The sequence below is a fragment of the Kitasatospora sp. NPDC002522 genome (assembly GCF_053595195.1).
In genome coordinates this window covers 208,497-235,362 of sequence record NZ_JBSFXE010000007.1, presented here as the reverse complement: position 1 = coordinate 235,362, position 26,866 = coordinate 208,497, and the positions used below count along the sequence as shown (strand labels likewise).

At 75.2% G+C, this 26,866-nt stretch carries 21 protein-coding genes, 1 tRNA gene and 1 pseudogene; 9 read left to right on the top strand and 14 right to left on the bottom strand.

The window, feature by feature from the left end; genetic code table 11:
- Positions 1 to 720 (bottom strand): annotated as a pseudogene (locus ACWD4U_RS08600) (hypothetical protein); the annotation flags it as partial.
- Positions 721 to 1,006: 286 nt separating this feature from the next.
- Here ACWD4U_RS08600 and ACWD4U_RS08595 point away from each other — a divergent pair.
- The 3 genes from ACWD4U_RS08595 to ACWD4U_RS08585 all read left to right on the top strand — a co-directional run bounded on the left by ACWD4U_RS08595 (position 1,007) and on the right by ACWD4U_RS08585 (position 2,574).
- Positions 1,007 to 1,327, top strand: coding sequence for a hypothetical protein (locus tag ACWD4U_RS08595; protein ID WP_363455130.1), 321 nt, complete (start codon positions 1,007 to 1,009; stop codon positions 1,325 to 1,327).
- Positions 1,328 to 1,562: 235 nt separating this feature from the next.
- Positions 1,563 to 1,847, top strand: coding sequence for a hypothetical protein (locus tag ACWD4U_RS08590; RefSeq protein WP_363455132.1), 285 nt, complete (start codon positions 1,563 to 1,565; stop codon positions 1,845 to 1,847).
- Between the two features lie 52 nt (positions 1,848 to 1,899).
- Positions 1,900 to 2,574, top strand: a complete 675-nt coding sequence (locus ACWD4U_RS08585) for a response regulator transcription factor (protein ID WP_363455135.1) — start codon at positions 1,900 to 1,902, stop codon at positions 2,572 to 2,574.
- Between the two features lie 73 nt (positions 2,575 to 2,647).
- Here the strand turns inward: ACWD4U_RS08585 and ACWD4U_RS08580 are convergent, their stop codons facing one another.
- From ACWD4U_RS08580 to ACWD4U_RS08540, 9 genes are all read right to left on the bottom strand, one after another.
- Positions 2,648 to 4,165, bottom strand: a complete 1,518-nt coding sequence (locus ACWD4U_RS08580) for a SagB family peptide dehydrogenase (RefSeq protein WP_363455138.1) — start codon at positions 4,163 to 4,165, stop codon at positions 2,648 to 2,650.
- A gap of 53 nt (positions 4,166 to 4,218) precedes the next feature.
- On the bottom strand, positions 4,219 to 6,489 hold the full coding sequence (locus tag ACWD4U_RS08575) for a TOMM precursor leader peptide-binding protein (RefSeq protein ID WP_363455141.1): 2,271 nt from the start codon (positions 6,487 to 6,489) through the stop codon (positions 4,219 to 4,221).
- Between the two features lie 22 nt (positions 6,490 to 6,511).
- Complete coding sequence (gene lanM, locus ACWD4U_RS08570; protein ID WP_363455144.1) at positions 6,512 to 9,754, bottom strand: type 2 lanthipeptide synthetase LanM; 3,243 nt, start codon at positions 9,752 to 9,754, stop codon at positions 6,512 to 6,514.
- A gap of 1 nt (position 9,755) precedes the next feature.
- A complete protein-coding gene (locus ACWD4U_RS08565) occupies positions 9,756 to 12,008 on the bottom strand; it encodes an ATP-binding cassette domain-containing protein (RefSeq protein WP_363455147.1) in 2,253 nt (750 codons plus the stop codon).
- Complete coding sequence (locus ACWD4U_RS08560) at positions 12,005 to 14,431, bottom strand: ATP-binding cassette domain-containing protein (RefSeq protein WP_363455150.1); 2,427 nt, start codon at positions 14,429 to 14,431, stop codon at positions 12,005 to 12,007. Before ACWD4U_RS08560 ends, ACWD4U_RS08565 begins: the two co-directional genes overlap by 4 nt.
- On the bottom strand, positions 14,428 to 15,144 hold the full coding sequence (locus ACWD4U_RS08555; RefSeq protein ID WP_363455153.1) for an HlyD family efflux transporter periplasmic adaptor subunit: 717 nt from the start codon (positions 15,142 to 15,144) through the stop codon (positions 14,428 to 14,430). Before ACWD4U_RS08555 ends, ACWD4U_RS08560 begins: the two co-directional genes overlap by 4 nt.
- 98 nt (positions 15,145 to 15,242) lie before the next feature.
- A complete protein-coding gene (locus tag ACWD4U_RS08550) occupies positions 15,243 to 15,392 on the bottom strand; it encodes a hypothetical protein (protein WP_363455156.1) in 150 nt (49 codons plus the stop codon).
- Positions 15,389 to 16,630, bottom strand: a complete 1,242-nt coding sequence (locus tag ACWD4U_RS08545) for a cytochrome P450 (RefSeq protein ID WP_363455159.1) — start codon at positions 16,628 to 16,630, stop codon at positions 15,389 to 15,391. Before ACWD4U_RS08545 ends, ACWD4U_RS08550 begins: the two co-directional genes overlap by 4 nt.
- A 100-nt stretch (positions 16,631 to 16,730) precedes the next feature.
- The gene (locus ACWD4U_RS08540; RefSeq protein ID WP_363455162.1) at positions 16,731 to 16,883 is read right to left on the bottom strand and encodes a hypothetical protein; all 153 of its coding nucleotides are present in this window, start codon (positions 16,881 to 16,883) and stop codon (positions 16,731 to 16,733) included.
- A 280-nt stretch (positions 16,884 to 17,163) separates the two neighbouring features.
- Between ACWD4U_RS08540 and ACWD4U_RS08535 the strand changes: the two genes are divergently transcribed.
- The 4 genes from ACWD4U_RS08535 (at position 17,164) to ACWD4U_RS08520 (ending at position 20,938) form a co-directional block, all read left to right on the top strand.
- The gene (locus tag ACWD4U_RS08535) at positions 17,164 to 18,105 is read left to right on the top strand and encodes an ABC transporter ATP-binding protein (RefSeq protein WP_363455165.1); all 942 of its coding nucleotides are present in this window, start codon (positions 17,164 to 17,166) and stop codon (positions 18,103 to 18,105) included.
- Positions 18,102 to 18,911 (top strand): ABC transporter permease, encoded by an 810-nt coding sequence (locus ACWD4U_RS08530; RefSeq protein WP_363455168.1) that lies wholly within the window; start codon positions 18,102 to 18,104, stop codon positions 18,909 to 18,911. The genes ACWD4U_RS08535 and ACWD4U_RS08530 overlap by 4 nt, the downstream gene beginning before the upstream one ends.
- 230 nt (positions 18,912 to 19,141) lie before the next feature.
- The gene (locus tag ACWD4U_RS08525) at positions 19,142 to 19,621 is read left to right on the top strand and encodes an ATP-binding protein (protein ID WP_363455170.1); all 480 of its coding nucleotides are present in this window, start codon (positions 19,142 to 19,144) and stop codon (positions 19,619 to 19,621) included.
- A gap of 267 nt (positions 19,622 to 19,888) precedes the next feature.
- Positions 19,889 to 20,938, top strand: a complete 1,050-nt coding sequence (locus tag ACWD4U_RS08520) for a L,D-transpeptidase (protein ID WP_363455173.1) — start codon at positions 19,889 to 19,891, stop codon at positions 20,936 to 20,938.
- A gap of 43 nt (positions 20,939 to 20,981) precedes the next feature.
- On the opposite strand, the gene ACWD4U_RS08515 is transcribed toward ACWD4U_RS08520, so the two are convergent.
- The 4 genes from ACWD4U_RS08515 to ACWD4U_RS08500 form a co-directional block, all read right to left on the bottom strand.
- On the bottom strand, positions 20,982 to 21,671 hold the full coding sequence (locus ACWD4U_RS08515; RefSeq protein WP_363455176.1) for a response regulator transcription factor: 690 nt from the start codon (positions 21,669 to 21,671) through the stop codon (positions 20,982 to 20,984).
- A 4-nt stretch (positions 21,672 to 21,675) separates the two neighbouring features.
- On the bottom strand, positions 21,676 to 22,920 hold the full coding sequence (locus ACWD4U_RS08510; RefSeq protein WP_363455179.1) for a histidine kinase: 1,245 nt from the start codon (positions 22,918 to 22,920) through the stop codon (positions 21,676 to 21,678).
- Positions 22,921 to 22,943: 23 nt separating this feature from the next.
- Positions 22,944 to 23,702: a CPBP family intramembrane glutamic endopeptidase gene (locus ACWD4U_RS08505; protein ID WP_363455182.1), complete on the bottom strand. Its 759-nt coding sequence runs from the start codon at positions 23,700 to 23,702 to the stop codon at positions 22,944 to 22,946.
- Between the two features lie 344 nt (positions 23,703 to 24,046).
- Positions 24,047 to 24,119, bottom strand: a tRNA-Arg gene (locus tag ACWD4U_RS08500).
- Positions 24,120 to 24,331: 212 nt separating this feature from the next.
- Between ACWD4U_RS08500 and ACWD4U_RS08495 the strand changes: the two genes are divergently transcribed.
- Together ACWD4U_RS08495 and ACWD4U_RS08490 are read left to right on the top strand one after the other, a co-directional pair.
- Positions 24,332 to 26,050, top strand: coding sequence for a glycosyltransferase family 39 protein (locus ACWD4U_RS08495; protein WP_363455184.1), 1,719 nt, complete (start codon positions 24,332 to 24,334; stop codon positions 26,048 to 26,050).
- A 15-nt stretch (positions 26,051 to 26,065) separates the two neighbouring features.
- On the top strand, positions 26,066 to 26,827 hold the full coding sequence (locus tag ACWD4U_RS08490; RefSeq protein WP_363455187.1) for a polyprenol monophosphomannose synthase: 762 nt from the start codon (positions 26,066 to 26,068) through the stop codon (positions 26,825 to 26,827).
- Positions 26,828 to 26,866: the final 39 nt, after the last annotated feature.

Genomic DNA, 26,866 nt, shown 5'->3' with positions numbered 1-26,866 from the left:
TGCCCTCCCCACCCGCGCGCTGTCCTCTCTGGCGGGGCGGGGGTGGTGGGGGTGGCGGGGGTGGTGGGGGGGGGCTTCGCCCCCCCCCCTCCCCGGGCGGGGGGGGGGGGGGGCCGCCCCCCCCCCCCCGCCGAGGCCGTGCAGCCAGCGCGCGTACTGCACGGTGGCGGGGTCGTTGCGGACGCTGTCCTGGTAGACGGTGCGCATCCGCACGCCGCGTTCCAGGGTCTCCTGGTCGAGGGCGCGGCTGGCCTCCATCACCTGGGCGGGCTGCGGGCCGCCGGGGGCGAAGGAGAGCACCTCGGCGGTGGCGTCGGAGGCGAGCTGGGTCAGCCGGTCGCGGACCTGGTCGAGGCTGGCGAGCACCTCGATGCCGCGCTGCTGGGCGGGGGCGTGGACGCTGGCGTACTCGGCGATCAGCCCGGCCATCGCGGCGCGGCTGCGTTCCATCTCGCGCTGGCGGCGGGCGGCTTCGGCCTCCTGGTGGGCCAGCAGGGTGGCCAGGCCGCGTTCCGGGTTGACGGCCCGCCAGCGGGTGCCGCAGCTGGTGGGGCGGGTGAGCGCGAGGTCGGCGAGCCGGTCGAGGGCCGCGGTGACCTCGCCCTCGGTGCTCTCCAGGTGCGCGGCGAGTCCCCTGGTGTCGAGCTCGGGGTGGAGCAGCATCGCGCGGTAGACCGCCTCGCCGAACGGGTCGAGCCCGACCGGCCCGCCCGCCGTCACCGCTTCGTCTTCCGCGTGCCCGATCGTCTGCCGGTGTGCGCCGCTCTACCCATGCCCGACCTCCAGCGCGCGTGTCGGAGCGGCCCGTGCGCGCGCCCCCGGCTCGATCTCTGACCGGCCGTCAGACTAGCGCTGTGACGGGGCGGTTAGAACGGGCTTGCGGAGATTCTGTCGGACCGGTGGGTGAACCGTGAAGACCGGCGGGTGACTGTCATCTTCCTGCCAGGCGGAGATTTGACACCTGCGGCCGGGCGCCGGGCCGCGGCGGGTGGGTCAGGCTGGAGGAATGTACGCGATCCGGCTGGAGCTCGCCCCGCCCTCGGTCGACGAGCCGTCCGCCGGTGCCGGACCGGTGCGGGACGCCCTGCTGCGGCTGCCGCTGGACGGGGCGCGGATGTGCCACGCCCGGGTGGTGTCGGCCCATGGCGGGCTGGCCGCGGTGTGCTTCCTGGCGGCGGTCTCGCTGCTGGCGGCGGAACGGTCGCTGCGGGCCGCGGCGGCGCTGCTGACCGGCCCGGAGGGGCCGCTGCCCGGCTGGGAGCTGGTGCGTTGCGAGGCCGATCCGTGGATCGCGCTGGGGCTGCACGAGGCGTCCACCCGGAGCTGACCGCGGGCCGGGCTGCTGGCCGTTGGGTGTCACGGCACTTCCGTGCCAGCTCCGGATGCTGACACGGAGGTGCCACCGGGGCCACTCTCGAGATGTCGGCAGGACGGCGGGATCGACACCGCGGGAGCAGCCCCCGGCGGGGGCCGCGGATCGGACCCGGACCTGACGACGGATCACCACAGCGCCCCGGCGGCAGCCCGGGGCTCAGCCGATCGCGAGAGGACCGGGCACTCCCATGGCGCTGAACATCCGATTTGTCACGATTGCCGCGCTGGGCGCACTGCTGGTGGCGGGCACCGGCACGGCCGCCGAACTGGTCGGCGCGGACCGGCCGGCCGCCGTCGTCACCGCCGACGGCACCGCCGTGGACGGCCCGGCCAAGCCGGACGCCGCCGCGCTGCCGCAGGACGCGCAGGCGCAGTCGGTGGTGGTCGGCCCCAGCGCCCCGCCGAGCAGCCCGGCCCCCAGCGGCAGCGCCTCCGGCTCCCCGATCCACAACGACACCTGGGGCTGGGGCTGACGGGGCCGGACCCAGACGCCGACGGACCGGACCGAGACCGCGAGGTAGCCGGATGACCACCGCACTGGAACGCCCGCTCCAGCGGGCCGTACCCCACCACCCGCTCGCCGCGCCCGCGGCGAGCCCGACCGGAGTCCTGCTGGCGGACGCGCACCACCTGTTCCGCTGCGGACTCGCGGCCCTGCTCGACCGGGAGGAGGACCTCGCGGTGGTCGCCGAGGCGGCCGGCGGCGAGGAGGCGCTGGCGGCGGCGCTGCGCACCCGGCCCGCGGTCGCGGTGCTCGGCCTGGACGGGCAGGACCCGGCCGCGGCGGAGCGGCTGCGCCAGGCGGCCCCGCACACCGCGGTGCTGCTGCTGGTCCCGGCGCTGCCGCGGACGGCGGAGCTGCGCCGGGCCCTGGTGGAGGGCGCCGCCGGGGTGCTGTTGAAGGACGTGCAGGCGGCCGCGCTGATCGCGGCGGTGCGCGAGGTGGCCCGCGGCGGGCGGGTGTACGACCCGCGGCTGGTGCTGGACGTGGTGCGCACCGGCCCGGGCAGTCCGCTCAGCCGCCGGGAGCTGGCGGTGCTCGGCGAGATCGCCGAGGGCAGCTCGGTGCGCGAGGCCGCGGCGGCGCTGTCGCTCTCCCCCGGCACGGTGCGCAACTACGTCTCCGCGGCGATCGCCAAGACCCGGGCCCGCAACCGGGTCGACGCGATCCGGATCGCCCGCGAGTGCGGCTGGCTGTAGGACCCCTGGACGAAGGCTCGCCAACGACCCGTCAGATTCCCGCTGACGGGTCGTAGGCGTGCGTGCGCGCGGATCAGCCGAAGACCGCGCCGAGGCCCTCCCCGCCGCGGGCGGCCGCCACCACGTCGGCGAAGCCGTGCGCGGTGCGCGGCACGTCGGCGGGGCGGCTGCCGATCAGGAACTCGCCGACCGAGGACTCGGCGGTCCAGTCCAGGCCGAGGGCGCGGGCGGCCGCGTCGGTGTCGCCGGAGCCGAGGCCGCACGGCGCCAGGCCCATCGCGGTGGCCACCAGGTAGAGCGTCTGGTAGAGCACGCCGACGTGCTTGAGGGTCAGCGCGTAGGCGATCTGGCTGTACTTCCAGGACAGCCGGCCGAACCGGCTGGTGACGGTGAGCAGCACCTGCGGGTCGACGGTGCAGGCGGTGGCCCGCCAGGCGGCGGTCACCAATTCGTTGAACGCCTGATCCTCGCCCGGGTGCTGGAACGGGCGGGGGCGCAGCCGGTGGGCGCCGGCGTCGTACCGGTAGACGCCGGGCTCCAGGCCGACGCACTTGACCACCGAGAGGTAGACCTCGAGTTCGCCGGTGGCGCCGCCGGCCGGGTAGGGGCGCTCCACCCCGTCGTAGCCGTGCGGGTCGGCGGGGTCGCCGGGGATCACCCGGCGGACCCGGGCCACCCGGTAGAGGAGTTCGGCGAGCTGGTCGAGCGTCACCGGGGTCTCGGCGTAGGAGCGGACCGAGCGGCGGCCCTCCAGCACCTCGCTGAGCGCGGGGTCGCGGGCGACCACGGTGTCCCAGTCGGGGACGGGCAGGTCGATGCCCGCGTCCTCCTCGCGGGAGCCGGCGCCGGGGACGGCGGGCAGTTGGGCGACGTCCTGGTGGGCGAAGACGCCGCCGGTCGGGTAGTCGTGCCGGCCGGGGCGGCTGCGGGCGTGGAACAGCAGGTCGTGGAAGTCCCACAGCGGGGCCTCGGCGCCGCTGCCGGCGTCCAGGAACCCGCCGCCGGCCAGCAGTCCGGCCAGCGCCTCGCCCTCGGCGGGCGACATGCCGGCCAGCAGCGCGGCGTCCTGGGCGGTGCGGGCCGAGGACAGCGCGGCGACGAAGGCGCCGGCCGAGGCCTGGTGGAGCGTCAGCCGGAACGGCGCCATCGGCGACTCCAGCACGCACGACTCGGCGTGGCCGTCGGGCAGCCGCCGCAGGTAGGCGAAGCGGGAGAGCACCAGCGGGCCGGTGGGCCGGGCGAAGCCGGGCAGCGCGGCGTTGCGGGCGATCGGCACGGCGGTGGCCAGCGGGGTGCCGAGCGGGTCGGCGACGGTGGTGGTGACCAGGTACGGGAAGCGCTCCAGCAGCTTGAGCAACCGGACGTGGTCGAGGGCGAGTTCGTCCAGGTCGGCGTCCTCGCGGGTGAGGGCGGCGAGCCGGGCGACGGTGGTCGCGCCGAGCGCGTGGACGCGCTGGCGGCCCCAGGGGTGGGCGAGTTCGACGTCCGCGCCCTGCGCGGTGACCTCGACCTCGGGGCGCAGCCGCAGCAGTCTGCGCAGCGGGCCGGAGCCGGTGGACGGGACGGGTGGCAGCTGTTCGATGACGGTCATGGGTACCTCCCCGGGTGGGCGGGGCAGCCGGGCCCGGCTGCCCCGCGCGTCGGTCAGATGAAGATCGGGATCGGGTTGAGCTCGCTCTCCGGGGTCGGGGCGTCCAGCCAGCCGAGCCGGACCGGGACGTCGTAGAGCCGGCCGGGCGCGAACCTGGCCCAGAAGTGCCGCATGCCGGGGACGATCACCCGGGCCACCGGCAGGCCCACGTCGGGGCGGGTCTGGTCGGCCACCAGGAACTCCATGCCGTGGTCCTCGACGATCCGCTGAACCAGCGTCAGGTCGTCGGCGAGGTCGGCGCCCGCGAGCGGCAGCCAGCTCGCGGGGGTGGAGCGCGGGGCGTTCGGGTCGGGCAGCAGGTAGGGCTGGTTGGCCACGGTGGCGGTGGTCCACCAGGCCTTCTGCTCGGGGTCGGCGCCGGCGTAGCTGACCCGGCCGTGCTCGTCGCCGGCCACCGGGCCGAGGAACTGGTTCATCTCGGTGAGCGCCCGGGTGAGCGCGATGTGCGGGTCGAGGTGCGCGCCGAAGGCGATCAGCACGTCCTCGTTGGTGCCGGCGCCGGCGTCCGTGCGGCGGGAGAACGCGCCGACCACCGGGATGCCGAAGTCGGCGGTCAGGTCGAGCGCCCAGATCTCCCGGCGCAGGCCGCGGTAGACGTCGCGCAGCTGGTCGATGTACGGGTCGCCGAAGGCGTCCAGGTCGACGGCGGGCCGCTGCACGCGGTTGTACCACCACAGCGCCACCGCGTCGCGTTCCACCAGCTCCAGGAAGCCCTGCAGGACGGCGTCCTCGAAGGAGGTGCCGGCCGCGCAGCCGTTGGAGTCGCCGGCCGCGTAGAACCGGCCGCGGTGCCGGTAGCCGTAGTACATCGCCTGGGTGGGCAGCCAGCGGGTGCGGCCCTCGGTCAGCGACCAGGCCGGGGACCACTCGATCGGGTCGTCGGCGCGGAACGGCTCCGGGACGACGTTGAACATCGACTGCTTGACGTTCCAGCGGTCCCGCTCGGCGTACTGCTTCGCCGAGTACAGCAGGGTCCGCTCGGGGTGGATCGCGGCGTCGCCGAGCTCGCCGAAGGTGGCGGTGCGGCGGGCCTCGTCGCCCTGGAAGACGCCGGAGAAGCGCTCCATCGCCTCGCCGAGCGCGGAGGCCCTGGCCTGCACGTCGGTGCGGCCCTTACCGCAGCTGACCGAGCGCAGGCCGGTGCGCAGCTGCTTGAGGTCGCCGCTCTGCCGGGACAGGTTCTGCCCGGAGACGTACACCCGCAGGCCGGTGGGGGTGCGGGCGGCGGGCACCAGGGTGGTGACCACGCCGGTGATCGGGCTGAGCTGGGGCCGGTACTTCTCCAGCATGTCCTCGGGCGAGGCGGAGCGGTGCCCGCCGTCCGCGGTGAACGCCTTGGGACGGGACTCGAAGCGCACCGGCTCCAGCTGACGGCGGGTCACCAGCGAGTCGTCACCGCAGGCGGTGCACTGCGGGCGGCGCACCAGGGTGTGCTTCTCGCTCTCCAGCAGCACGGTGTCCAGGGTGGTGACGGCGGGCTGCGCGGGGCGGGCGCCGGCCAGCCACTTGGCGGTCTCCAGCGCGGCGAGCTGGGTGCCGAGGGCCAGGGTGGCGGGCAGGTGGGCGCCGGCGGTGGAGATCGGCTCGTCCTGGCCGAGCCGGTGCTGCAGGTAGCTGAGCGACTGGCGGTTGGCGGAGAGCCGGTGGGCCAGGCACTCCCAGCAGCCGGAGCCGTCCGCGCCGTCCGCGCCCGGGACGTCGGGGGTGAAGACCGGGCCGACCCAGACGATCGAGCCGACCGGGCGGGCCAGCAGCCACGGCCGGCCCTCGGCCAGCGCCTGCCGGTTGCGCTCGGCCAGGCCCGGGTGCAGGTAGTCCTCGGTGAGGGCGACGGTGAACGCGGCGTCCTGGTCGACCGTCACCCCGGCGGCGGCGAGCGCGGCGAGGAACGGGGCGGGGTCCAGCTCGCCGTACACCTCGACCCGGACCCGCGCGGTGCGCAGCGCGGCCATCGCGGTGTCGCCGTCCTGGCCGGCCATCTCGAAGAAGGCGGCGCCGGGCCGGTCGGTGGCCGGGTCGGCGGCGGTCACCCAGCCGCCGGCCCGCAGCTTGTCGACGCCCGCGCCGACCTTGTCGGCCGGGACGGTGCCGTCGAGGGCGGCGCCGATCTGCTCGGCGGTGCGGGTGCCGTCCAGCAGCGGGGCGAGGGCCTGGGCGAGCGTGCCGTCGACCACCGAGACGCCGCGCTCGGAGACCAGGTAGACGGCCTCGCCGTCGACCACGTACGGGGTGAAGTGGCGTTTGAAGCCGATGAGTTCGGACATGGCGGGGACTCCTCGAAGCGGGTCAGCGCAGGGTGGCGAGCGGGGCGGCGGAGGTGTCGTGCAGGCGCAGCAGCAGCAGGCCGACGGCGACGGTGCCGTCCAGCGCGCCGAGGTTGACGGCGTCGTGCGCGGCCCGGTCGGGGAACCAGGTGCCGTGCAGGCGGTGACGGGTGATCAGCTCGCGGACCATCAGGGCGGCGGCCTCCCGGCCGTCGTAGAACGGGCCGGGCAGCAGCGCCTCGGTCTCTTCGGGGAGGGTGTGCACCAGGCCCGCCTCGGCGGCGCTGAGCGCCTCGGTGGCGGCGGAGAGCAGGGCGCGGCCGGTGAGCGCGGCCAGTTCGGGGCCGGTGACCGGCGGGGCGAGCGCGCCGAGGTCGGCCTGGTCGACGGCGTCCGCGCCGAGCGAGACGGCGGTGTCCAGCAGGGCGAGCCGGCCGGCCCTGGTGTGGGTGGCGAAGCGGTGGGCGCGCAGCCGGGCGCGCACCTGCTCGGGGTCGGCGAGCAGCCCGGGCGCCTCGCCGAGGGTGCGGGCGAGCGCGGCGGCGACCGAGTCCGGGCCGCCGGGGACCAGCTCCAGGAAGTCGAACATCGGCATTTCCTCGCCGAGCCGGTCGAGCGCGGTGTCCGCCAGGGTGCGGATCGCCTGGTCGGTGTCGGCGTGTCCGGCGCCCGCGGCGCGGCGCAGCCGCAGCAGGTTGAGCAGCAGCCCGGCGGTGCCCAGCGGCACGTCGGCGTGCGGGACCTTCATCGGGCGGCCGGGCCGGGAGGCGGCGGACTCGGCGACCGACAGCGCGCCGGGCACCAGGGCCTGCGCGGCGGTCAGGAAGTCCGGCTCGCCGAGCAGCAGTCCGCCGCGGGCCAGGCCGTGGATGACCGCGCCGGGGCCGGCGAGGCCGCCGGGGACGGGCGCGCCGGAGGCGAGGCGGGAGTCGGCGGCGAAGGCGAAGGCCCGCGGCTCCCGGGGGTCGATCAGTGCGGCGGCCTCGCTCAGCAGCCGGTGCGCGGCCCGGTGGAAGCGCGGTTCGCCGGTGGCGGACCACAGTTCGGCGAGCAGCAGGGCGATGCCGAGGGTGCCGGAGACCAGGTCCGGGCCGAGCGCCTCGACCTGCCGCAGCCCGGTGCCCGGGTACCAGCTCTGGCCGAGCCAGCCGGTCGGCCGGCGGTCGGCGAGGATCCGGTCGCCGAGCGCGGTGGCCTCGGCCAGCAGTTCGCCGGAGGCGGGGAGTTCGGCGGCCACCAGCGGGCGGGCGGGCTTCGCCGGGGGCTGCTCGGTGCCGGCCCGGGCGGCGTCGACGCAGCCGGTGAGCACCGCGACCTGCGCCTCCAGGTCGAAGCCGTCGAGTTCGGCGACCCGCTGCTGCAGCCGCTTCCAGCCGGTGGACTGGAAGTGCCCGGGGATCTCCCGGCCGTCCGCGGTGAAGACCGAGGAGGAGGTGGTCAGCGAGCGGAAGAACGGGATGTCGAAGACCCGGAAGGAGTCCAGTTCGGCGAGCACCACCTCCAGCAGGTCGCCGCGGGCGGCGTCCCCGGCCCGGGCGGTCACCGCGCCGCGCAGCGCGCCCGCGATCACCGTCTCCCGGGTCGCGCCGTCGTCCAGCGCGAGCGGGCTGGTGGAGGCCCGCAGGATCTTGTACCCGTCCCAGGTGTGCCGCCAGATGTACCGCACCCAGACTCCCCGGAAGCCGCTCAACGGCCCCTCCGGGTCCGCGAGTTCACCGCGCAGCCGGTGCAGCGCGGCATGCATCTCGCGGTAGCCCTCGACCACCTCCTCGCCGTACTGCCACGGGTCGGCGACCTGCCCGTCGTGCACCGGGCGGTACGGGGGCAGCGGCAGCGCGGGCACGCCCGGCGCGGTCTCCAGGCTGCCGACCCGGGACAGGCAGCCGATGTCGAGGGCGTCGGTGCGCCCGGCCGGGGTCCACGCCTGGAAGGCCATCGCGGTGCGCACCACGGTGGTCTCCAGCTCGTCCAGCAGGCCGTGCTGAGCGGCCGTCAGCACCGGCGGGGCCTGCACCCGCGGGTACAGCAGGCACTCCAGGTCGATCAGCACCGGGTACTCGCCGTCGGCGAGCAGGTTGTCCGCCCACAGGTCGCGGCCCTCCAGCAGCTGGACCAGCCGGATCGTCATGCCGAGGCGGCGGTAGAACCGGGCGAAGCCCTCGCGGTCGGCGCAGGGGCGGGACGGGACCAGCTCCTCCCAGCCGTAGTCGCCGGAGCAGTCGGCGCTCAGCGAGGCGCCGTGGCCGTCGTCGCCGCGGTCGCTGCGCACCAGCACGGTGCGCAGCGGCAGGTCGAGGCTGAGCTCGCGGTTCAGCCGGGCGGAGAGGTCGAGGAAGGCGGTGGCGTGCCGCATGTCCTTGGGCTTGTAGACCACGCCGGCGCCGCCCTCGAAGCGCAGCAGCGCCACCGAGCGGCCCTGGGCGTGCCGGTCGCCGGCGTCGCCGTGCACCGAGGCGAGCGCGCCCGGGTCGACGCCCTGCCACATCCGCTCGACCAGCAGCGCCCGGTCCGCGGCGAGCCGGGCGAACATCTCGGTGTACATCTCCTGCCACTGCCGGCAGACCGTGCCGACCAGGTGGGCCAGGGCGGGCAGCCGCTCCAGCCGGGCCAGCCAGCCCGCGGCGGAGGCGTCGACGCCGCCCTCGGCGTCCCAGGCGGTGGCCCGGGGCCGGCCGGTGGCCAGCTGGAACTCGTGGCAGAACGTCAGGTTGCAGGCCTCGGTGAGCCGGCCGGCCAGGGTGCGGGCCAGGTCGGCGCGGGCCTGCTCGGCGACCGGGACGCCGAGCACCCCGCCGGGGCCGTACGGCAGCAGCGCGTCCGCGGCGGCGGCGAACCCGGCGCTCAGCGCGCCCGGCCCGGTGGCCGGCTCGGCGGGCTGCGCGCGCAGGAAGGCGGCCAGCGCGTGCGCCCAGCCGGGCAGCCGGTCGGCGTCGGCGAGCCGGACCCGGCGCAGGCCCTCGCCGAGCGGGCGGCCGGTCTCGGCGAGGTGGTCGAGCAGCACCCCGGCGGAGCGCTGGTCGCCGGCCGCCCGGCTCAGCCAGGTCTCCACGGCGGCGGCCCGGCTGCGCCGGTCCTGGTCGGGGTCGGGGGCGAACAGCGCCTGCCCGTCCGGGCGGGCCGCGGCGCGTTCGTCGAAGCTCGCGGCGGTGGCGATCACGGCCCGCAGGCGCTCGTCGGCGCCGGGCAGTTCGGGCAGCAGGGCGGTGTGCGGGGCGTGGCCCGGACTTCCGGCGGTGCGGAGCCAGGTCTGCATCTCGAGCGACATCTCACATCTCCTGGAATCGGGCGAGGCGGGTGAACAGCGGGTCGGTGCCGAGGAGTTCGCGGTAGGTGCCCGAGGCGGACACCCGTCCCCCGTCCAGCACGTAGATCCGGTCGGCGGTGCGGATGGTGCTCAGTCGGTGGGCGATCACCAGCCGGGTGCGGTCGAGGGCGGCCACGGCCTCGGCGACCCGGTGCTGGGTGGCGTTGTCGAGCGCGGAGGTGGCCTCGTCGAGCAGCAGCACCGCCGGGTCGCGGACCAGCGCCCGGGCCAGCAGCAGCCGCTGCACCTGGCCGCCGGAGAAGCCCTGCGCGTCCTCCCCGACCCGGGTGCCCAGGCCCATCGGCAGGGCGCGCAACTCGTCGGCGATGCCGGCGAGTTCGGCGGCGTGCCAGATCCGCTGCTCGGTGACGTCGGGGTCGGCGCCGGCCAGGTTCTCCAGCAGCGAGCCGCGCAGCATCCGGCCGTGCTGGAGCACCGAGCCGAGTTGACGGCGCACCAGGTCCGGGTCGAGTCCGGCCAGGTCGCGGTCGTCGTAGCGGATCGCGCCGGACTCCGGCCGCTCGAAGCCGAGCAGCAGCCGGATCAGGGTGGACTTCCCCGCGCCGGACGGCCCGACCACGGCGACGAACTCGCCGGGCTCGGCCCGCAGCGACACCCCGTCCAGGGCCGGCAGCGCGCTGCCCGGGTAGCGGAACACCACCTCGTCCAGGGCGAGCCGGCCGCGCAGCCGGCCGGGGTCCTGCTGTCCGGTGCGCTCGGCGGCGGCCGGTTCGGCCAGCACCGGGCGCAGCCGTTCCAGCACCGGGGCGATGCCGTACGCGCCGGCCGCGGCGTGGGTGACCTGGCCGAGTGCCAGGGCGACCTGGCCGGCCGCCACCCCGGCGGCCATCAGGTGGCCGGCCTGGGTGCCGGAGCCGAAGGTCGCCCCGGCCAGCAGCACGGCCAGCAGCAGCGGCTGCAGCGCGGCGCTCAGCGCCCCGGCGGCCGCGTCCACCCGCATCGCGGCGGCGTCCGCCCGCTTCTGCGCGGCGAACGGGCCGGCCCAGCGAGCGAAGGCCTGGATCTCGCGGCCCGCGGTCTGGATCTTGTCGATGCCCAGCAGCAGCCCGTACAGCACTCCTTGGAGCTGTCCGTGGGCGGCGAACACCGCCGACTCGTGCTCCTGGCGGCGACGGCCGAGCAGCAGCAGCCCGGCCGTCACCGCCAGCACGGCGAGCAGCAGCAGCCCGCCGAGCCGCCAGTCCACCAGCAGCAGCACGGTCAGGCCCGTGCAGGCGAACACCGCGCCGAGCACGGCACCCACCAGCACCTCCGAGAGCGCCTGCCGGGCCAGTGCCACCGCGTTCGCCCGGTGCACCAGGTCACCCGTGGTGTAGTCGCGGAAGAACCGCACGTCCTGGGCCAGCAGCCGGTCCCAGACGGCGGGTTCGAGCGCGTGCTGCACCCGGCTGGTGAGCCGGACGGCCGCGGTGTTGCGGACCAGCGTGAGCAGCCAGGACGCGGCCACCGCGGAGCCCAGCAGCACGGCCAGCCAGCGCACCGGGTGCTTCTCGGCCAGCAGCAGGCCGGGCAGCAGCACTCCGGTGGACAGCGGGACGAGCAGGCCGAGCAGTGCCGACACGAGTCCGGCCGCGCTGAGCACCGCCAGGTCCCGGCGGGCACCGGGCGCGGCGAGGGCGAAGCGCAGCAGGACTCCCGGGGTCGGGCGCCCCGGTGGCAGCGGCGGGTACAGCAGCAGCGCCTGGCGGCTCAACACCTCGGGGGCGGCGGCCCCTTCGGCACCCGGGTCGAGCCGGCGGTGCCGCCCGGCCCGGGGGATCAGGGCGATCGGCCGACCGTCCGAGGCGGCGAAGGCCACCATCGGCCCGGCCGTCCCGCTCGGGTCGCCGCCGCCGTCCCTGCCCGCCGGCAGGGTGACGGGCCGCCAGCGCATCCCGGCCCGGCGCAGCAGCGCCGTCACCGGGTCGGCGGCCTCCCGCACCGCGGCCGGCAGCTCCTGGGGCAGTCGGACGCCGAGCGCCCGCAGCACCTCCCGCGCCCGGTCCGCGCGGTGGCGCGGCGCATCCGGCGGGCCGCCGGGGCGCGAGGAGGGGTGCTGCCGGGCGTGCGCGGTGCCGATCGTGGCCAGCGCATCCGCGAGCGCGGTGCGGTTGGCCGCCACGGTGGCGTCGACCCGGTTCGCCGGGCCGCACTCGATGTCCCCCGCGGTGCTCTGGGACCCGCCCGGACGGGCGGCGGTCGTGGTGACGCTCATGCCTCCTCCTCCGGAGCGGTCGTGGTGGGCTGCGCGGCGTTCCCGGTCCCCGGGTCCGTCTCGTGCAGCAGGTCGCGGTAGGGGCCGTCCTGGGCGGCGAGTTCCGCCGGCGTGCCCTGCTGGACGATCCGGCCGTCGGTGAGGACCACCACCCGGTCCGCGGCCTGGATGGTGCTGAGCCGGTGGGCCAGGATCAGGCAGGTGACGCCGCGGCGGCGGAGGTTGGCGGTGACGGCGGCCTCGGTGTGGGCGTCGAGCGCGCTGGTGGCCTCGTCCAGGACGAGCAGCGCGGGGTCGAGGGCGAGGGCGCGGGCCAGCTCGAGGCGTTGGCGCTCGCCGCCGGAGAGGTTGCGGGCGTCCTCGTCGACCGCCGCGTCCAGCCCGCCGCGGCGGCGGACCAGCTCGGCGGCCTCCGCGTCGGCCAGCGCCCGGTGCAGCGCGTCCTCGTCCGCGGCCGGGTTCCAGAGCGTCAGGTTCTCCCGGAAGGTGCCCTCGAAGAGCCGCAACTGCTGCTCCACGTAAGCGATCTGACTGGTCACCACGGACCGGTGCCAGTCGTCCCGGGCCCGGTCGTCGAGCAGCACCTCGCCGCTCCACGGCCGCAGCACCCCGGCCGCCAGCCGGGCCAGCGTCGACTTGCCGCTGCCGCTGGAGCCGACCACGGCGACCCACTCGCCGGGGGCGATCCGCAGCGAGATCCCGGCCAGCGCCGGCGGACGGTTCGGGTCGTAGCCGAACTCCAGCCCGCGCAGCTCCAGTTCGCCGCGCAGCCGGTCGGCGCCGGCGGGCGCGTCCAGCACGGGCGTCAGGTACGGGTCGACCTTGCTGGTCTCGACGTCCTCCAGCAGCGCGTTCTGCGCCCGGGCGACGGTGAACTCGGCGCCGGTGCCTACCAGTTGGGAGACCGGCAGGAGGAAGCCGTTGAGCAGCAGCAGGAAGGCCAGCAGAGTGCCGAGGGACAGCGAGCCGGCCAGCAGCAGCACCGTGCCGGCGATCACCGCGGCCGCGGCGGCGGCCGAGTTGAGCGCGCCGGGCAGCGACAGCGGCACCAGCACCGCCTGGGCGACCCGCTGGCCGGTGTGCGCGGCCCGGGCCTGCCAGCCGGACCAGGACCGGAACAGCGCGTCCTCGGCGCCCTCCGCCTTGACCGTCTCGATCGCCGACACCCCGGCGAAGGCGACGCCGTCGCGCTTGTGCTGCTCGGCGTGCAGCCGGTGCAGCAGCCCGCCGCGCCGCCGGTCGGCGACCCGCAGCGCCCACGCGTCCAGCGCGGCGACCGCCACCGGGATCGCGGCCAGTTTCGGCGCCAGCCACACCAGCGCGGCCAGGTGCACCCCGGCCGCGGCCAGCGAGGAGGCCGCGCCGGCCACCCGGTAGGAGAGCAGGTGGGCGAGGCCGTCGTTCAGCTGCACCCGGGTGACCAGTCCGCCGAGCTGCCGGCGGTGGAAGAACGCGCCGGGCAGCCGCAGCATCCGCCACAGGAAGGCCGAGGACGACCGGGCCGCCATCGCCTCCAGCACCCGGTTCACCATCGCCTGGCGCAGCCAACTGCCGCCCAGCACGAGCCCGGTGACGGCCGCTCCGGCCAGCGTCAGCGGCACCGCCCAGTTCCCGGCGCCGCCGTTCACCACCGCCGCCAGGTAGGCCCGCAGCAGGAACGCCGCCGCCACGCCCGGCACCGTCAGCAGCATGCCGACCAGCACCGCCGCGAGCAGCGGCCCGGCGTACGGGCGCATCCGGGCGGTCAGCGCGTTCAGCAGCGGGAAGCGGCGGCCGCCGCGCTCGAAGTCCGGGCCGGGCTCGAAGCCGACCGCGATGCCCGCGAAGGACTCCCAGAACTCCGCCGGGGTGGCCGAATAGCCGCCCAGCGACGGGTCGTTGACGTACACCCGGCCACGCTTGACGCCTTCGAACACGGCGAAGTGCGGTCCGGTCACCAGCACCATCGACGGCACCGGCACGTGTTCCAGGCCGGCCAGCCGTCCCTCGGTGCGCACCACCCGGCGCCCGCGCGCCTTCAGTCCGTACCGGCCCGCGGCCCGCGCCACCGCGGCGGCGCTGACGCCGTCCCGGCTCACCCCGCAGGCCCGCGACGCCTCGTGCAGCGTCACCCGCCGCCCGAACGCGCCCAGCACGATCGCCAGGCAGGCGGCGCCGCAGTCCTGCTCCTCCATCTGTGGGACGACGGGCGTCCGAAGGTACCTGCGCGGCTTGGCCGTCGCCTTCCGGGCGGCGGTCCGCGGGTCGGCGGCGGGCTGGTCGGCGGGCGGCGAGTCAGGGGTCGACGGGTCAGGGGTCGACGGGTCGGCAGCGGGCTGGTCGGCGGGCGGCGAGTCGGGGGTCGAAGGGTCGGCGGCGGGGGGCGAGGTGCGTTCGGGGGACTCGGCCTGGGGTTCCAGGGTGCGGAGCCGGCTCGGCCTCATCGCTTGGCCTCCGTGCCGAGGACCGCCTGGTACGGGTGCCGGCTGCCGAGGTCGACCCGGACCTGGAGCGCGATCGGGCCCTGCAGCGTGACGCCGGCGGGCAGCGTGGCGTACGCGACCCAGACCGGGGCGGCGCCGGTCGGCAGGCCGGGCAGCGGGACGGGCAGGGTGCCGTCCAGCGCGTCGGCGCGGACCGGCAGCGGTTCGACCGCGTCGACCACCGCCCGGACGACTCCCCCACCGGGGACCGGCACCAGGACCGGCAGGCCGGGGCGGAGCTTCGCCGCGTCCTGCGGGCTCACGGCGAGCAGCCGCACGGTGGCCGGGGCGTCGGCCGGGTCGAGGGCCAGCAGCGGCGCTCCGGGAGCGAGTGGGGTGCCGGGCGCGGCCAGCAGGGCGCTCACCGTGCCGGCCCGGGGCGAAGTCACCTCGACCGGGCCGTCGGCGGCGGCGAGCACCGCGACCACCTGTCCGGCGGCCACCGGCTCCCCCGGACCGACCTTGAACTCGGCCAGGCTGCCCGCCCGTTCGGCGGCCACCCGGACCGGCGCGGTCCCGTGCGCGGCGACCGCCTGCACCGTCAGGGCGTGCGGGAGCCTCCCCCACACCGCCCACCCGGCGCCCGCGCCGACCGCGAGCAGCAACGCCGCACCGGCGATCCACAGCCGGGCCCCGACCAGCCGGACCGGCTGGTCCAGCCCGGGCTCCAACACGGCAGCAGCCCGAGCCGCTGCCACCGCAGCCTGCGAGCGCTCGCCAACGGGCTCCCCGCCCGCGACCTGCGCAGCACCCTGAGGTTCCGTCACCGTGCTCATGCCGCCACCCCCACGAGGGCGCGGGCCGAACGCACCGGCAGCTCGAACCCGGCCACAGCAACAGCCGCGACGGGCTCCCCGCCCGCGATCCCCCGGCTGCTCTCCGCCGCCCACGCAGCGTCCTGACGTGCCATCACCTTCTTCATGCCGCCACCTCCACGAGGGCATCGGCGCGCAGCGGGCAGTGCACCGGCAGCTCGCGGACGCCGCCGAAGGCGAACTGTTCGTGGCGGCGGGCGGTGGCCTCGGTCAGCGGGGTGCTCAGCACCCTCTCGGTGCCCGCGTCGGCGAGGCCGCGCAGCACGGCGGCGCCGGCCAGCAGGGAGAGCGGGGCGCCGAGGCAGTGGTGCGGGCCGTGACCGAAGGCGAGGTGGTGGCGTTCGGCGCGGGCGGCGTCGAAGCGGTCGGGGTCGGGGAAGCGCCGCGGGTCGCGGTTGGCGGCGGCGTAGAGCAGCATGGCGACGCTGCCGGCGGGCAGCACGGCGGACCCGAGGTCGACGTCGCGGGTCAGCGCGCGGGCGCTGGCCCGGACGGGGCTGCCGAGGCGCTGGGCCTCGTCGAAGACCGCCTCGGCGAGCGCGGGTTCGGCGCGCAGCCGCGCGGCGAGGCCGGGGGTGCGGATCAACTCCCAGGCGGCGAGGGCGAGTCCGGAGGTCAGGGTCTCCAACCCGTTGGCGAAGAGCATCACCACGAAGGCGAGCAGTTCCTCGGTGTCGAGCCGGCCGTCGGCCCGCGCGACGGTCAGCCTGCTGATCAGGTCGTCGCCGGGGCGGGCGGCCCGCTCGGCGCACAGCTCCTCGACGTAGGCGCGGAACTCGGCGAACTCGGCGTCCAGTTCGGCGGCCTGCTCGCCCTCCCCGAAGGGGTCGAGCAGCGCGCGGGCGACCAGCGAGGCCCAGCCGGTGATCCGGTCGTGCTCGGTGTCCGGGATGTCGAGGATGGCGCAGGAGACCGCGACCGGCAGCGGCACCGCGAGGTCGGCGACCAGTTCGAAGGAGCCGGAGTCCAGCAGCGGGGCGAGCAGCCGGGCGGCGGTGGTCTCGATGCGTTCGCGCATCTGCTCCAGGCGGCGGTGGCTGAACGCGGCGGTGGCCAGCCGCTTGAGCCGGCCGTGGTCGTCGCCGTCGCGCATCGGCAGCATCCGGTTGACCACCTTCAGCAGGGCGGTGTTGCCCGCCCGGGGCAGTCCGACACTGGTCGGGTCGACGGCGGTGCCGGGGTTCATCAGGACGGTGAGGATCTCCTGGTAGCCGGAGACCACGTACAACGGGCCGAGGTCCAGGACGGGTGCCTCGGCCAGCAGCCTGCGGTAGAGCGCGGGTGGGTCCTGCTGAGCGGCGGGCTGCTGGATGAACCGCGTCAGCTCGTGCCGGAGGCTGTCCATGCCCGGCTCTCCTTACGGGGGTTGGTGGGCCGGTCGGGGCCGACCGGGAGGGGTGCGGGGGTGGGCCGCCGGAGCGGACCACCCCCGCACAGGACCCGAATTACTCGGCGGCGCTGTTCGAGATCGAGCTGAAGCTCGACACCGGGCAGGCGGCGGAGAGCAGCGAGGAGACGGAGACGCCGCCGTTGACGGTGTCCAGCTCCTCGACCTCGATGTCGAACTGCTCGTCCTTGTTGATCTCGTTCTCGGCCATGGGGATCTCCCTCCGGTCAGGGCACCGACCCGCTTCTCGGGTCGGTCACCGCATCTGGTCCCCGGTATTCGCATTCCCGGCTTTCCGGTTTCCCGGCTTTCTCCGGTTCCGCTCTCCGGCGATGTCTCAACTATGACCGGTCCGGGGAATGCCGGGCAGTACGAGATGTCAGATGTTCGAGCAGGTAAATGTCACCACCCGCCATGACATTTTGCACATACTCTGACCTGCACCGATACGCTACTTGCCGATTCACGCCGGGAGCCGTCACGCTGCATTCATGACACCTCTTTCCGAGAATTCCCCGGCCGTGGAGGTAGTGGATCTGCGGCGCAGTTACGGCGACTACGAGGCGGTGCGCGGCATCTCCTTCTCGATCGCCCGCGGCGAACTCTTCGCCCTGCTCGGGACCAACGGCGCGGGCAAGACCACCACGCTGGAGGTCCTGGAGGGCTACCACCCGGCGAGCTCCGGCACGGTGCGGGTGTTCGGCCTGGACCCGTACACCGCGGGCGCCCGGGTGCGCCGGCGGACCGGGACGATGCTCCAGGAGGGCGGCTTCTTCAAGGAGCTGACGGTCCGTGAGACGGTCGACTGCTGGCGCTCCTTCACCACCGGCGCCCGGCCCACCGCGGAGGTGCTGGCCCGGGTCGCACTGGAGCCGAAGGCGGGCACCCGGGTCGGGCAGCTCTCCGGCGGCGAGCGCCGCCGGCTCGACCTGGCGCTGGCGGTGCTGAACGACCCGGAACTGCTCTTCCTGGACGAGCCGACCACCGGCATGGACCCGGAGGCGCGGCGCACCACCTGGCGGCTGGTCAAGGAACTGCGGGCGGCCGGCACCACGGTGGTGCTGACCACCCACTACCTGGAGGAGGCCCAGCAGTTGGCCGACCGGGTGGCCATCATGGACCGCGGCGTGATCGCCGCCGCCGGCACCGTGGCCGAGGTGCTGTCCGGCCGGGGCGACCTGATCGCGCTGCCCGTGCCGCCCGGCTGCCCGCCCGCCGCGCTGCCGCAACTGCTCGGCGCCACACCGGTGTTCGCCGACGGCCGGGCCGAGTACCGGGTGCCGCGCTCGGCGCCCGCGCTGGCCGCCCTGCACGCCTGGGCCGCCGACCGGGGCGTCGAACTGGACGGCCTGGAGGTCCGGTCCGGCTCGCTGGAGGACGTCTTCCTGGAGCTGGCCGGCCACCCCACCACCACCGAAGGGGCTGTGCGATGACCTGGACCACGTACGCCAGGGGCCAGTTCGGCCTGTCCTGGAAGGTGTTCTGGCGCAACCGGCGCTCCACCTTCATCGGCTTCCTGCTGCCGGTGCTGCTCAACCTGGTGATCGCCGCGCCGCTGCGGGACAAGCGGATCGGCGGGGTGAACGCCGCCGGGTACGTGGCGGTCGGGCTGCTCGGACTGGCGCTGGTGACCTCGTTCGTCAACCTGCTGAACAGCGTGGTGGCGCGCCGCGAGGAGCTGGTGCTGAAGCGGCTGCGCGGAACCGAGGTGCCGCCGAGCGCGATCTTCGCCGGGCAGCTCGGCGCGGGCGCGGTGGTGGTGCTGATCCAGGCGCTGGTGCTGGGCGGGGTCGCGGTCGGCTGGTTCGGCGCGCCGCTGCCCGCCGACCCGGCGCTGCTGCTGCTCACCCTGCTCGGCGGCTACCTGCTGTTCTCGGTGCTGGCGGTGGCGCTGTCGGGGGTGACGCCGTCGACCGAGTCGGCGCCGCTGGTGGCCACGCCGGTCCTGGTGCTGTGCATGTTCGGCGCGGGCGTCTTCACCCCGCTCACCGCCCTGCCGGACTGGCTGCGCGGCCCGGCCCACGCGCTACCGCTCTCGCCGGTGATCGAGAGCCTGCGCACCGCCTGGTTCGGCCGCGAGTTCGGCGGCGAGAGCTGGAGCGGCGGCCCGCTGCCGGTGCTCGACCTGCCGCACGGCTGGGCCTCCGCCGGGCCGTCGCTGCTGCTGCTCGCCGCCTGGCTGGCCGCCGCCGCGATGCTCTCCCGCCGCCTGCTGCGCTGGGAGCCGCGCCGCGGCTGACACCTGCTCAGCCGCTGCCCGGCCGCGTTCTGCCGCCCCCCTTTCGCCACCCTTCGACCGGCCCGCCCGGCCCGTAGTGCCCGTCCCCGACGGGACCTCCGGCCGTGGCGGGCCGTCGGCGTCCGGAGGGAGGCTGGTCGGTGCGGGCCCTCTCCTGCCGTCGGCGGGCACCCGTACGGAAGACGTCGGGAGGCCCCGGGATGCCCCAAGACCGCTCGCAGCTAAGTCTGTTGACACTCGACACCACCCCGGACGCGATCGCCGGCGCCCGCCGGCACACCGCGCAGGTACTGCAGTGCTGGCGGGCCGACGCGGAACTCTCCGACGCAGCACGGCTGGTGGTCTCCGAGCTGGCGACCAACGCGATCCGCCACCGCACCGACCGCGACGACCGCGACGACCGCGACGGCTTCACCCTGACGCTCGCCCTGTGCGGCCCCGCCCTGCTGGTCCAGGTCGGCGACCACGACCCGCGTCCGCCCCGCCCGCGCCGCGCCGCCCCCGACGCCACCGGCGGCCGCGGCCTGCACATCGTCGGTGAACTCTCCACCCGCTGGGGCTACTACCCCGTCTCCCCCGGCGGCAAGGTCGTCTGGGCCGAACTCCTCGCCGACGCCGACACCCCGCCCACCCACGGCGCACCCCCACGGGTCGACCCCGACCAGCCTTACCTCCCCGCCTCCCCACTCCCGACCGACCACTGCTGCTGACCCCGCCCGCCGTACCGATTCGTGACACTGTTCGAGGCCCACGACTGAAACCCCGCAGACCCGTTGGTGCGTGTACCTTCCGGAAGATCCGATGGAGGGGGGTCCGTCGTGCGGCGGATATCGATGACGGGTGCGGTGTTGAGCGGGGTCCTGCTGCTGGCCGCGTGCACGGGTGGCGGCGGGGGCGGTGCTGCGAGCGCGGGTGGGGGTGGTGGCGGTGCCGGTGCCGTCGCAGGGCAGAGCGCTTCGCCGAGGACGTCCGCGGCCGTGCTGTCGATCGAGCCCGGGGACGGCGCGAAGGACGTGGCACCGGGCGCGGTCAAGGTCTCGGTGGCGACCGGCAGGCTGACCGCGGTCACCGTCACCGACCAGGACGGCAAGGCGGTCGAGGGCGCGATCGCCGCGGACGGCCTCAGCTGGGTCCCGGCCGCGGGCGGCGTCTCGGTCGGCGCGACCTACCGCGTGAACGCCACCGCCACCGACGCGGACGGCGTGACCGCGACCGCCACCAGCACCTTCACCACCCTCACCCCCAAGAAGACCGTCAAGGTCGAGGACAACGTGGTGACCGGGAAGCAGTTCGGCGTCGGCATGATCATCTCGGTCGACTTCGGCACGAAGGTCAAGAACAAGAAGGAAGCCGAGCAGGCCGTCGTCGTCGAGGCCTCGGACGGCACCCAGGTCAAGGGCCACTGGTTCGACGACGACACCCGGCTCGACCTGCGCCCCGCCGCGTACTGGAAGCCGGGCACCGAGGTGAAGGTCCACCTGCGCACCAGGAGCGTGGAACTCGCCCCGGGCGTGTACGGCGCGACCCAGCGCGACGAGAACTTCACCGTCGCCCGCTCCAGGATCAGCGAGGTCGACGCCCGCACCCACCAGATGGTGGTCAAGGAGGACGGCAAGCCCGACCAGACCATCCCGATCGTCGCCGGCACCGACGACAACCCCTCCTGGAACGGCACCATGACCATCTCGGCCAAGAGCCGCATGGAGAAGATGACCTCCCGGGGCCAGACCAACCTCGTCGGCGAGGGCTACGACGCGGTCGAGCCGCACGCGATGCGCCTCACCAGCACCGGCACCTACCTCCACGGCAACCCGCAGGCCCGCGGCGTCGCCGGCCACGCCAACATCAGCCACGGCTGCATCGGGATGGCCGACACCCCGGAGGGCGACGACGACTCCCCCGCCGGCAAGGTCTACGCCGCCTCCCTCGTCGGCGACGTCGTCATCATCCGGAACTCCGTCAAGAAGCAGCCCCTCGACCCCGGCAACGGCCTCAGCGGCTGGACCGTGCCCTGGTCCCAGTGGTGACCCCGCCCGCGACGGGGTGCCGACCGGACCTGGCGGCCACGGCTCAGCGGGCCCCGGTCACCAGCCCGGTCCGGTAGGCGAGCACCACCGCCTGGACCCGGTCGCGCAGGCCGAGCTTGGCCAGGATCCGTGAGACGTAGGTCTTGACCGTCTCGGGCGCGATGACCAGCGCGGCGGCGATCTCCGCGTTCGACAGGCCCTCGGCGATCAGCCGGAGCACCTCGTGCTCACGCGGCGTCAGCGCCCGGACCAGGTCCCTGGCCGGCTGGGCGGTGTCGGCCGGCCGCAGCCGTTCGGCGAAGTGCCCGATGAGTTCGCGGGTGACGGAGGGGGCGAGCAGGGCCTCGCCGCGGGCGACGGTGCGGATGCCCGCCACCAGCTCGGCCGGGCGGGCGTCCTTGAGGAGGAAGCCGCTGGCACCGGCCTTGAACGCGTCGTACACGTAGGCGTCCACGTTGAAGGTGGTGACCACCAGCACCTTCGGCGGTTCGACGGCGTCGGGCCCGGCCAGCCGCCTGGTGGCCTCGATGCCGTCGACCAGCGGCATCCGGATGTCCATCACGACCACGTCGGGGCGCAGCCGCCGAGCGGCCTCCACCGCCTCGTGCCCGTTCTCGGCCTCGCCGACGACCTCCAGGTCGGGCTGGGCGTCGAAGATGGTGACGTAGCCGGTGCGTACCAGGGCCTGGTCGTCGCAGACGAGCACCCGGATCGGCGGCGGCGCTTCGCTCATGGGGTCACTCCTGCAGGGGTTCGGACGGGATCGTCGCGCTGACCCGGAAACCTCCGTCGGGCCGTGCACCGGCGACCAGTTCACCACCGACCAGGCGCAGCCGTTCGCGCAGCCCGGTCAGTCCGCGTCCCCCGGAGGGGAGCGCGGCCGCGGCGGAGCCGGCGGGGCCTGCGGGTCCGGCAGGGCCTGCGGGGCCCTCGGTGATCACGTCGATGCCGATGTCCGCCGCGCCGTGCCGGACCACGACGGCGGTGCGCTGTCCGGCCGCGTGCTTCATCGCGTTGGTGAGCGCCTCCTGGACCACCCGGTAGGCGGCCAGCTCGACGTCCACGGACCGTCGGGCCTGCGTGCCCTGCTCGGTGATGTCGACGGACTGGCCCGACAGCCGGGCGCGTTCGACCAGGTCGACGATCCGGCCCAGGGTCGGCCCCCCGTCGGCGCCGACCGCCTCGCTGCGGGCCCGGTCGCCGGTCGCCTCCAGGACGCCGAGCAGCGAGCGCAGCTCGGTCAGCGCCCTGCGGCCGGTGTCACTGACCGCGTCGAGTGCCTCGGCGGCCCGCTCGGGCGCGGCGGGGAGGACGAACTGGGCGGCGTCCGCCTGGACCACCATGGCCGTCACGTGATGGGTCACCACATCGTGCAACTCCCGTGCGATCCTGGCCCGTTCGGTGGCCGTGGCGACCTCGGCCGCGAGCCGCCGCCGCTCGGTCTCCTCCACCCGCCGCCTGCGCATCGCACGTCCGATCTGCCAGAACAGGGCGAGGCCCAGGGAGAACGCCGCGAAGTCCGCGAAGCCCAATGGCGAGCCGAGGCCGTGCAGCGTGACGGCCAGCCCGCCGTAGGCCGCAATCGCCGCGGCCGCCAACGGGCGCCGGAACCGGACCTGGTGGGCCCCGACGGCGTACAGCGCCAGGTAGAGCCCCCAGCTCCCGAGCGTGGTCGGAAAGCCCAGCGCCTGGTGCGCGGCGAACGCCGCGCCCACCACCGCGAGGCAGGCGGCCGGCCGCCGCCGGCGAACGGCCAGCGGCAGGGTCTGGGCGAGGGTCAGGGCGATGCTCAGCGCGTCGGCCGGCCGCTTCGGCAGGTCACCGAGCTGCGCGCCGAGGTTCGCCAGTGCGGGCACGAAGGCCAGCAGGGTGACCGCCATCGCGAGGACGCCGTCCTGCGCGGCGGTGCCCAGCCCCGCCCACCGGTCGCGCGGCGCCCGGAGGAACGGGTTCCTCCGGGCCGCCTGCGGGACGAACTCCACGTCCGACTCCTCCGGTCCGGGCGTCATCGCCGGGCGCGGCGCCCGGACACCAGGCCGCCCCGTCGCCGGGCGAGGACCAGCATCGGGACGGCGAGCAGTACGCCGATCACGACGGGCACGATCGAGGTCTCCAGGCCGAAGACCCCGCCGTTCAGCAGTGCCGGGCCGTCGACCTTCGCGGTCAGCACGCCCTCGACGGGGTGGCCCGAGACCGGGATGCCGAGCAACTGCTCGGCGCCGTTCCAGGCGAAGTGCAGCCCCACGACGAACCAGATGCTACGCCGCCACAGGAAGGCCGCTCCGAGCAGCCCACCGGCCTCCAGGGCGATCGCCAGCGCGCTCCACGGCGAGGCTCCCGGGTTGGCCAGGTGCGACAGGCCGAAGAACAGTGCGGGCACCACCAGGCCCACCCGGCTGCCGAACCGCTGCTCCAGCGCTTGCAGGGCCAGCCCGCGGAACATCAGCTCCTCCGCCACCGCCGCCCCGCCCGCCACGATGACGGCGGAGGTCACCAGGGACAGCGCGTCGCCGTCCGCCCAGGAGAAGGAGTAGCCGCCGAACGCCGTGATCAACAGGGCCGAGACGAGCACGAAGCCGAGGCCGAGGCCGCTGCCGAGCAGGAACTCCCGCCGGGCGCCCCGACGGTCGATCTCCGGGGTCTCCCGCCCGGCGAGACGGTGCATCACCACGCGGTACACCAGCACCGAGGCGGCCGCACCCACCAGCGGCAGCGGACCCGGAGCACCCGCGGTCACGCCGGTGACGAGGGCGACGGCGACCATCCCGGTCACCATCCACCCCAGCGGGTGGCGAACGAACCGCCCGAGACGGCCCCTGCCCGGACGGTTCTCCCCCTCCGGCGGTCCGGTCGTTGCACTGCGGTGTTCGACGGACGTGGCGTCCATGACGGCCTCCCCGGGACAGTGGCCACCCCGTCGGCGACCCCGACCACAACGCTAGGAATCCCGCCCCCGCAGCGAATCACCCGAGCGCGGACGATCCGGGTAGCTCTCCCGGGGGATGCCGGTTCGCCCGGGCACGCAAGGGGCAGCGGCCGAGAACCACGAAGGCCCGGTTCGGCGGGATCTCATCCGCTGAACCGGGCCTTCGCTGTGTTCCGTTGCTGTGCCCCAGACAGGAATCGAACCTGCGACACCGGCTTTAGGAGAGCCGTGCTCTATCCCCTGAGCTACTGAGGCGGGAGTGCACCGGGAGGGCGCTGGCGCGGCTCCCGACTTCAGACAGGGTAGCGGATCGGTTCGTCGGGGCGGTCGTCTGATTCGGGATCAGCCGTCCAGGTCAGGTCACGGACGGCGGCGCGGCGGTCGGTGGGGCAGCGGGCCCGGCGGGCTCGAACGGACCTTGTGGAGGCCGGGAAGTCGGGTGTTCGAAGATCCCTTATCCTGACCCAATGGCTGTCGGCGAGGGCGGGGGGATCACGGTGCACGAGCGCCGTCTGCTGAGCACGGGCGCGGTGTGGGCGATACCCGCGGTGGTGACCCTGCTGGCAGGCCTGTGGAGGATCGGCAATCCCGAGCTGTGGCGTGACGAGGTCGCCAGCTGGGTGGCGGCCGAGCGCAGCCCCTCGCAGCTGTACGACATGCTGCAGAACGTGGACGCCAGCTCCGGCTTCTACTACTTCGTCCTGCACTACTGGATCGACCTGTTCGGCGACTCGCCGACCGCGCTGCGCTCGCTCTCCGCCCTGGCCATGGCGGGCGCCGCGGCGTTCACCGCGCTCGCCGCCCGCAAGCTGTTCCGCAGTGACACCGCCGGTCTCGCCGCCGGCCTGCTGTTCGCCGTCACCCCGATCGTCTCCCGGTACGCCCAGGAGATCCGCGCCTACGCCCTGGTCACCTGCGCGGCCGCCGCCGCGACCTGGCTGCTGCTGCGCGCCCTGGAGCGTCCGACCCTCGCCCGCTGGACGGCGTTCGGCGCGGTCACCGCGATCGCGGGCGCGGCGCACCTGGTCTCGCTGGCCGGCCTGGCCGGGCAGGCCGCCCTGGTCGCCCTGGCGATCTGGCGCCCCGACGCCCTCGGCCCCACCCGCGCCGAGGCAGCCCGGGAAGCCGAAGCACCCCAGGAAGCCCCCGCAGCCCAGGAAGCCCACCCAGCCCAGGAACAGGGACAGGGGCAGGAACAGGAGCAGCGCGACATCGCGGCCCCGGCCGAGCGCCCCGCCCGCCAGGTGCGGTGGAAGCTGGCGTGGCAGTTCCCGCTGACCGCCGCGCTGGCCGTCGCGGTGCTGATCCCGCTGATGCGGCTCGGGCAGTCGCAGACCGGCCGCCAGCTCGGCTGGCTGCCGCACCCGGACGCCGGGTCGCTGCGCCACGTCGCCGAGGACCTGTTCACCAGTCCGCGCCTGGTCCACCTGGTGGCGGTGCTGGTGCTGCTCGCCGTGCTGCTGCCCGGCCGCCGGCTGGCGGCGCTGGGCACGGTGCTGCTGGCGGCGCTGCCGGTGCTGGCGGTCTACCAGATGTCGCTGGGCGAGACCTCGTACTTCCTCAACCGGTACCTACTGTTCGTCGTCCCGGCCTGCGTCACGGCCGCGGGCGGCGGGGTGGGCGCCGTGCACCGGCTGCTGGTGCGGGCCTTCCGTGGGCTGGCGCCGGGCGCGGCCGCCCGGACCCGGCTGCTGATGTCGGCCGGGCTGGCCCTGGTACTGCTGGCCGGCCTGTCGGCGCGCTGCTGGTACCTGGTCAGCGACGGGCAGCACGTCCAGCGCACCGCGGCCTCGCACAACGTGACCGACTTCGAGGGCGCCGCCGACCTGATACTGGCCGGCCACCAGCCGGGCGACGCGATGGTCGCGGTCTCCGCCGACTACTGGTGGGCGATGGTCGGCCCCTCGCTCAACTACTACCTGCGCGACGCGAAGTCCGCCCCGGCGCAGGTCTTCGTCTACCGCACCGCGATCGAGCGCGACGACCTGTTCCCGCTCGAGACCCCCACCCCGCAGACCGCGTTCGGGAACCACCAGCGGCTGTGGCTCATCAATGTCGACAGCGGCCCGGACATCTACCAGGGCTTCACCCCGCAGCAGACCAGCGCCTTCAAGTCCACCTTCACGATCGCGCGGACCGAGCGCGTCACCGGACTGACCGTCTCCCTGCTGGTCCGCAGCCACTGACCTGAAAGGCACACCGTGACCACCACCCCGGAGACCCCGTTCGCCGGTCTGGGCAGGATCCTGGTGATCATCCCGACCTACAACGAGGCCGAGAACGTCGAGACGATCGTCTCGCGCGCCCGCGCCGCCGTCCCCGAGGCCCACGTCCTGGTCGCGGACGACAACAGCCCGGACGGCACCGGCAAGCTCGCCGACCAGCTGGCCGCCGACGACGACCACGTCAGGGTGCTGCACCGCAAGGGCAAGGAGGGCCTCGGCGCGGCCTACCTGGCCGGGTTCACGTGGGGCATCGAGCACGGCTACGACGTGCTGGTCGAGATGGACGCCGACGGCTCCCACCAGCCGGAGGAACTGCCCCGGCTGCTGACCGCGCTGCACGGGGCCGACCTGGTGCTGGGCTCCCGCTGGGTGCCCGGCGGCGCGGTGGTGAACTGGCCGAAGTCGCGGCTGCTGCTCTCCAAGGGCGGCTCCACCTACTCCCGGCTGATGCTCGGCGTGCCGATCCGCGACGTCACCGGCGGCTACCGGGCGTTCCGCAAGGAGACCCTGCTCGGCCTCGGCATGGACCAGGTCGCCTCGCAGGGCTACTGCTTCCAGGTCGACCTGGCGTGGCGCACCGTGAAGGCCGGCTTCAAGGTCGCCGAGGTGCCGATCACCTTCGTGGAGCGCGAGCACGGCGCCTCCAAGATGAGCCGCAACATCGTCGTCGAGGCGCTCTGGCGGGTCACCGCGTGGGGCGTCGCCGACCGGGTGGCGCGCCTCACCCGGAAGAAGTAGCGGCACCCCCGACCCTCCGGCGGCCGAGTCACCATGGAG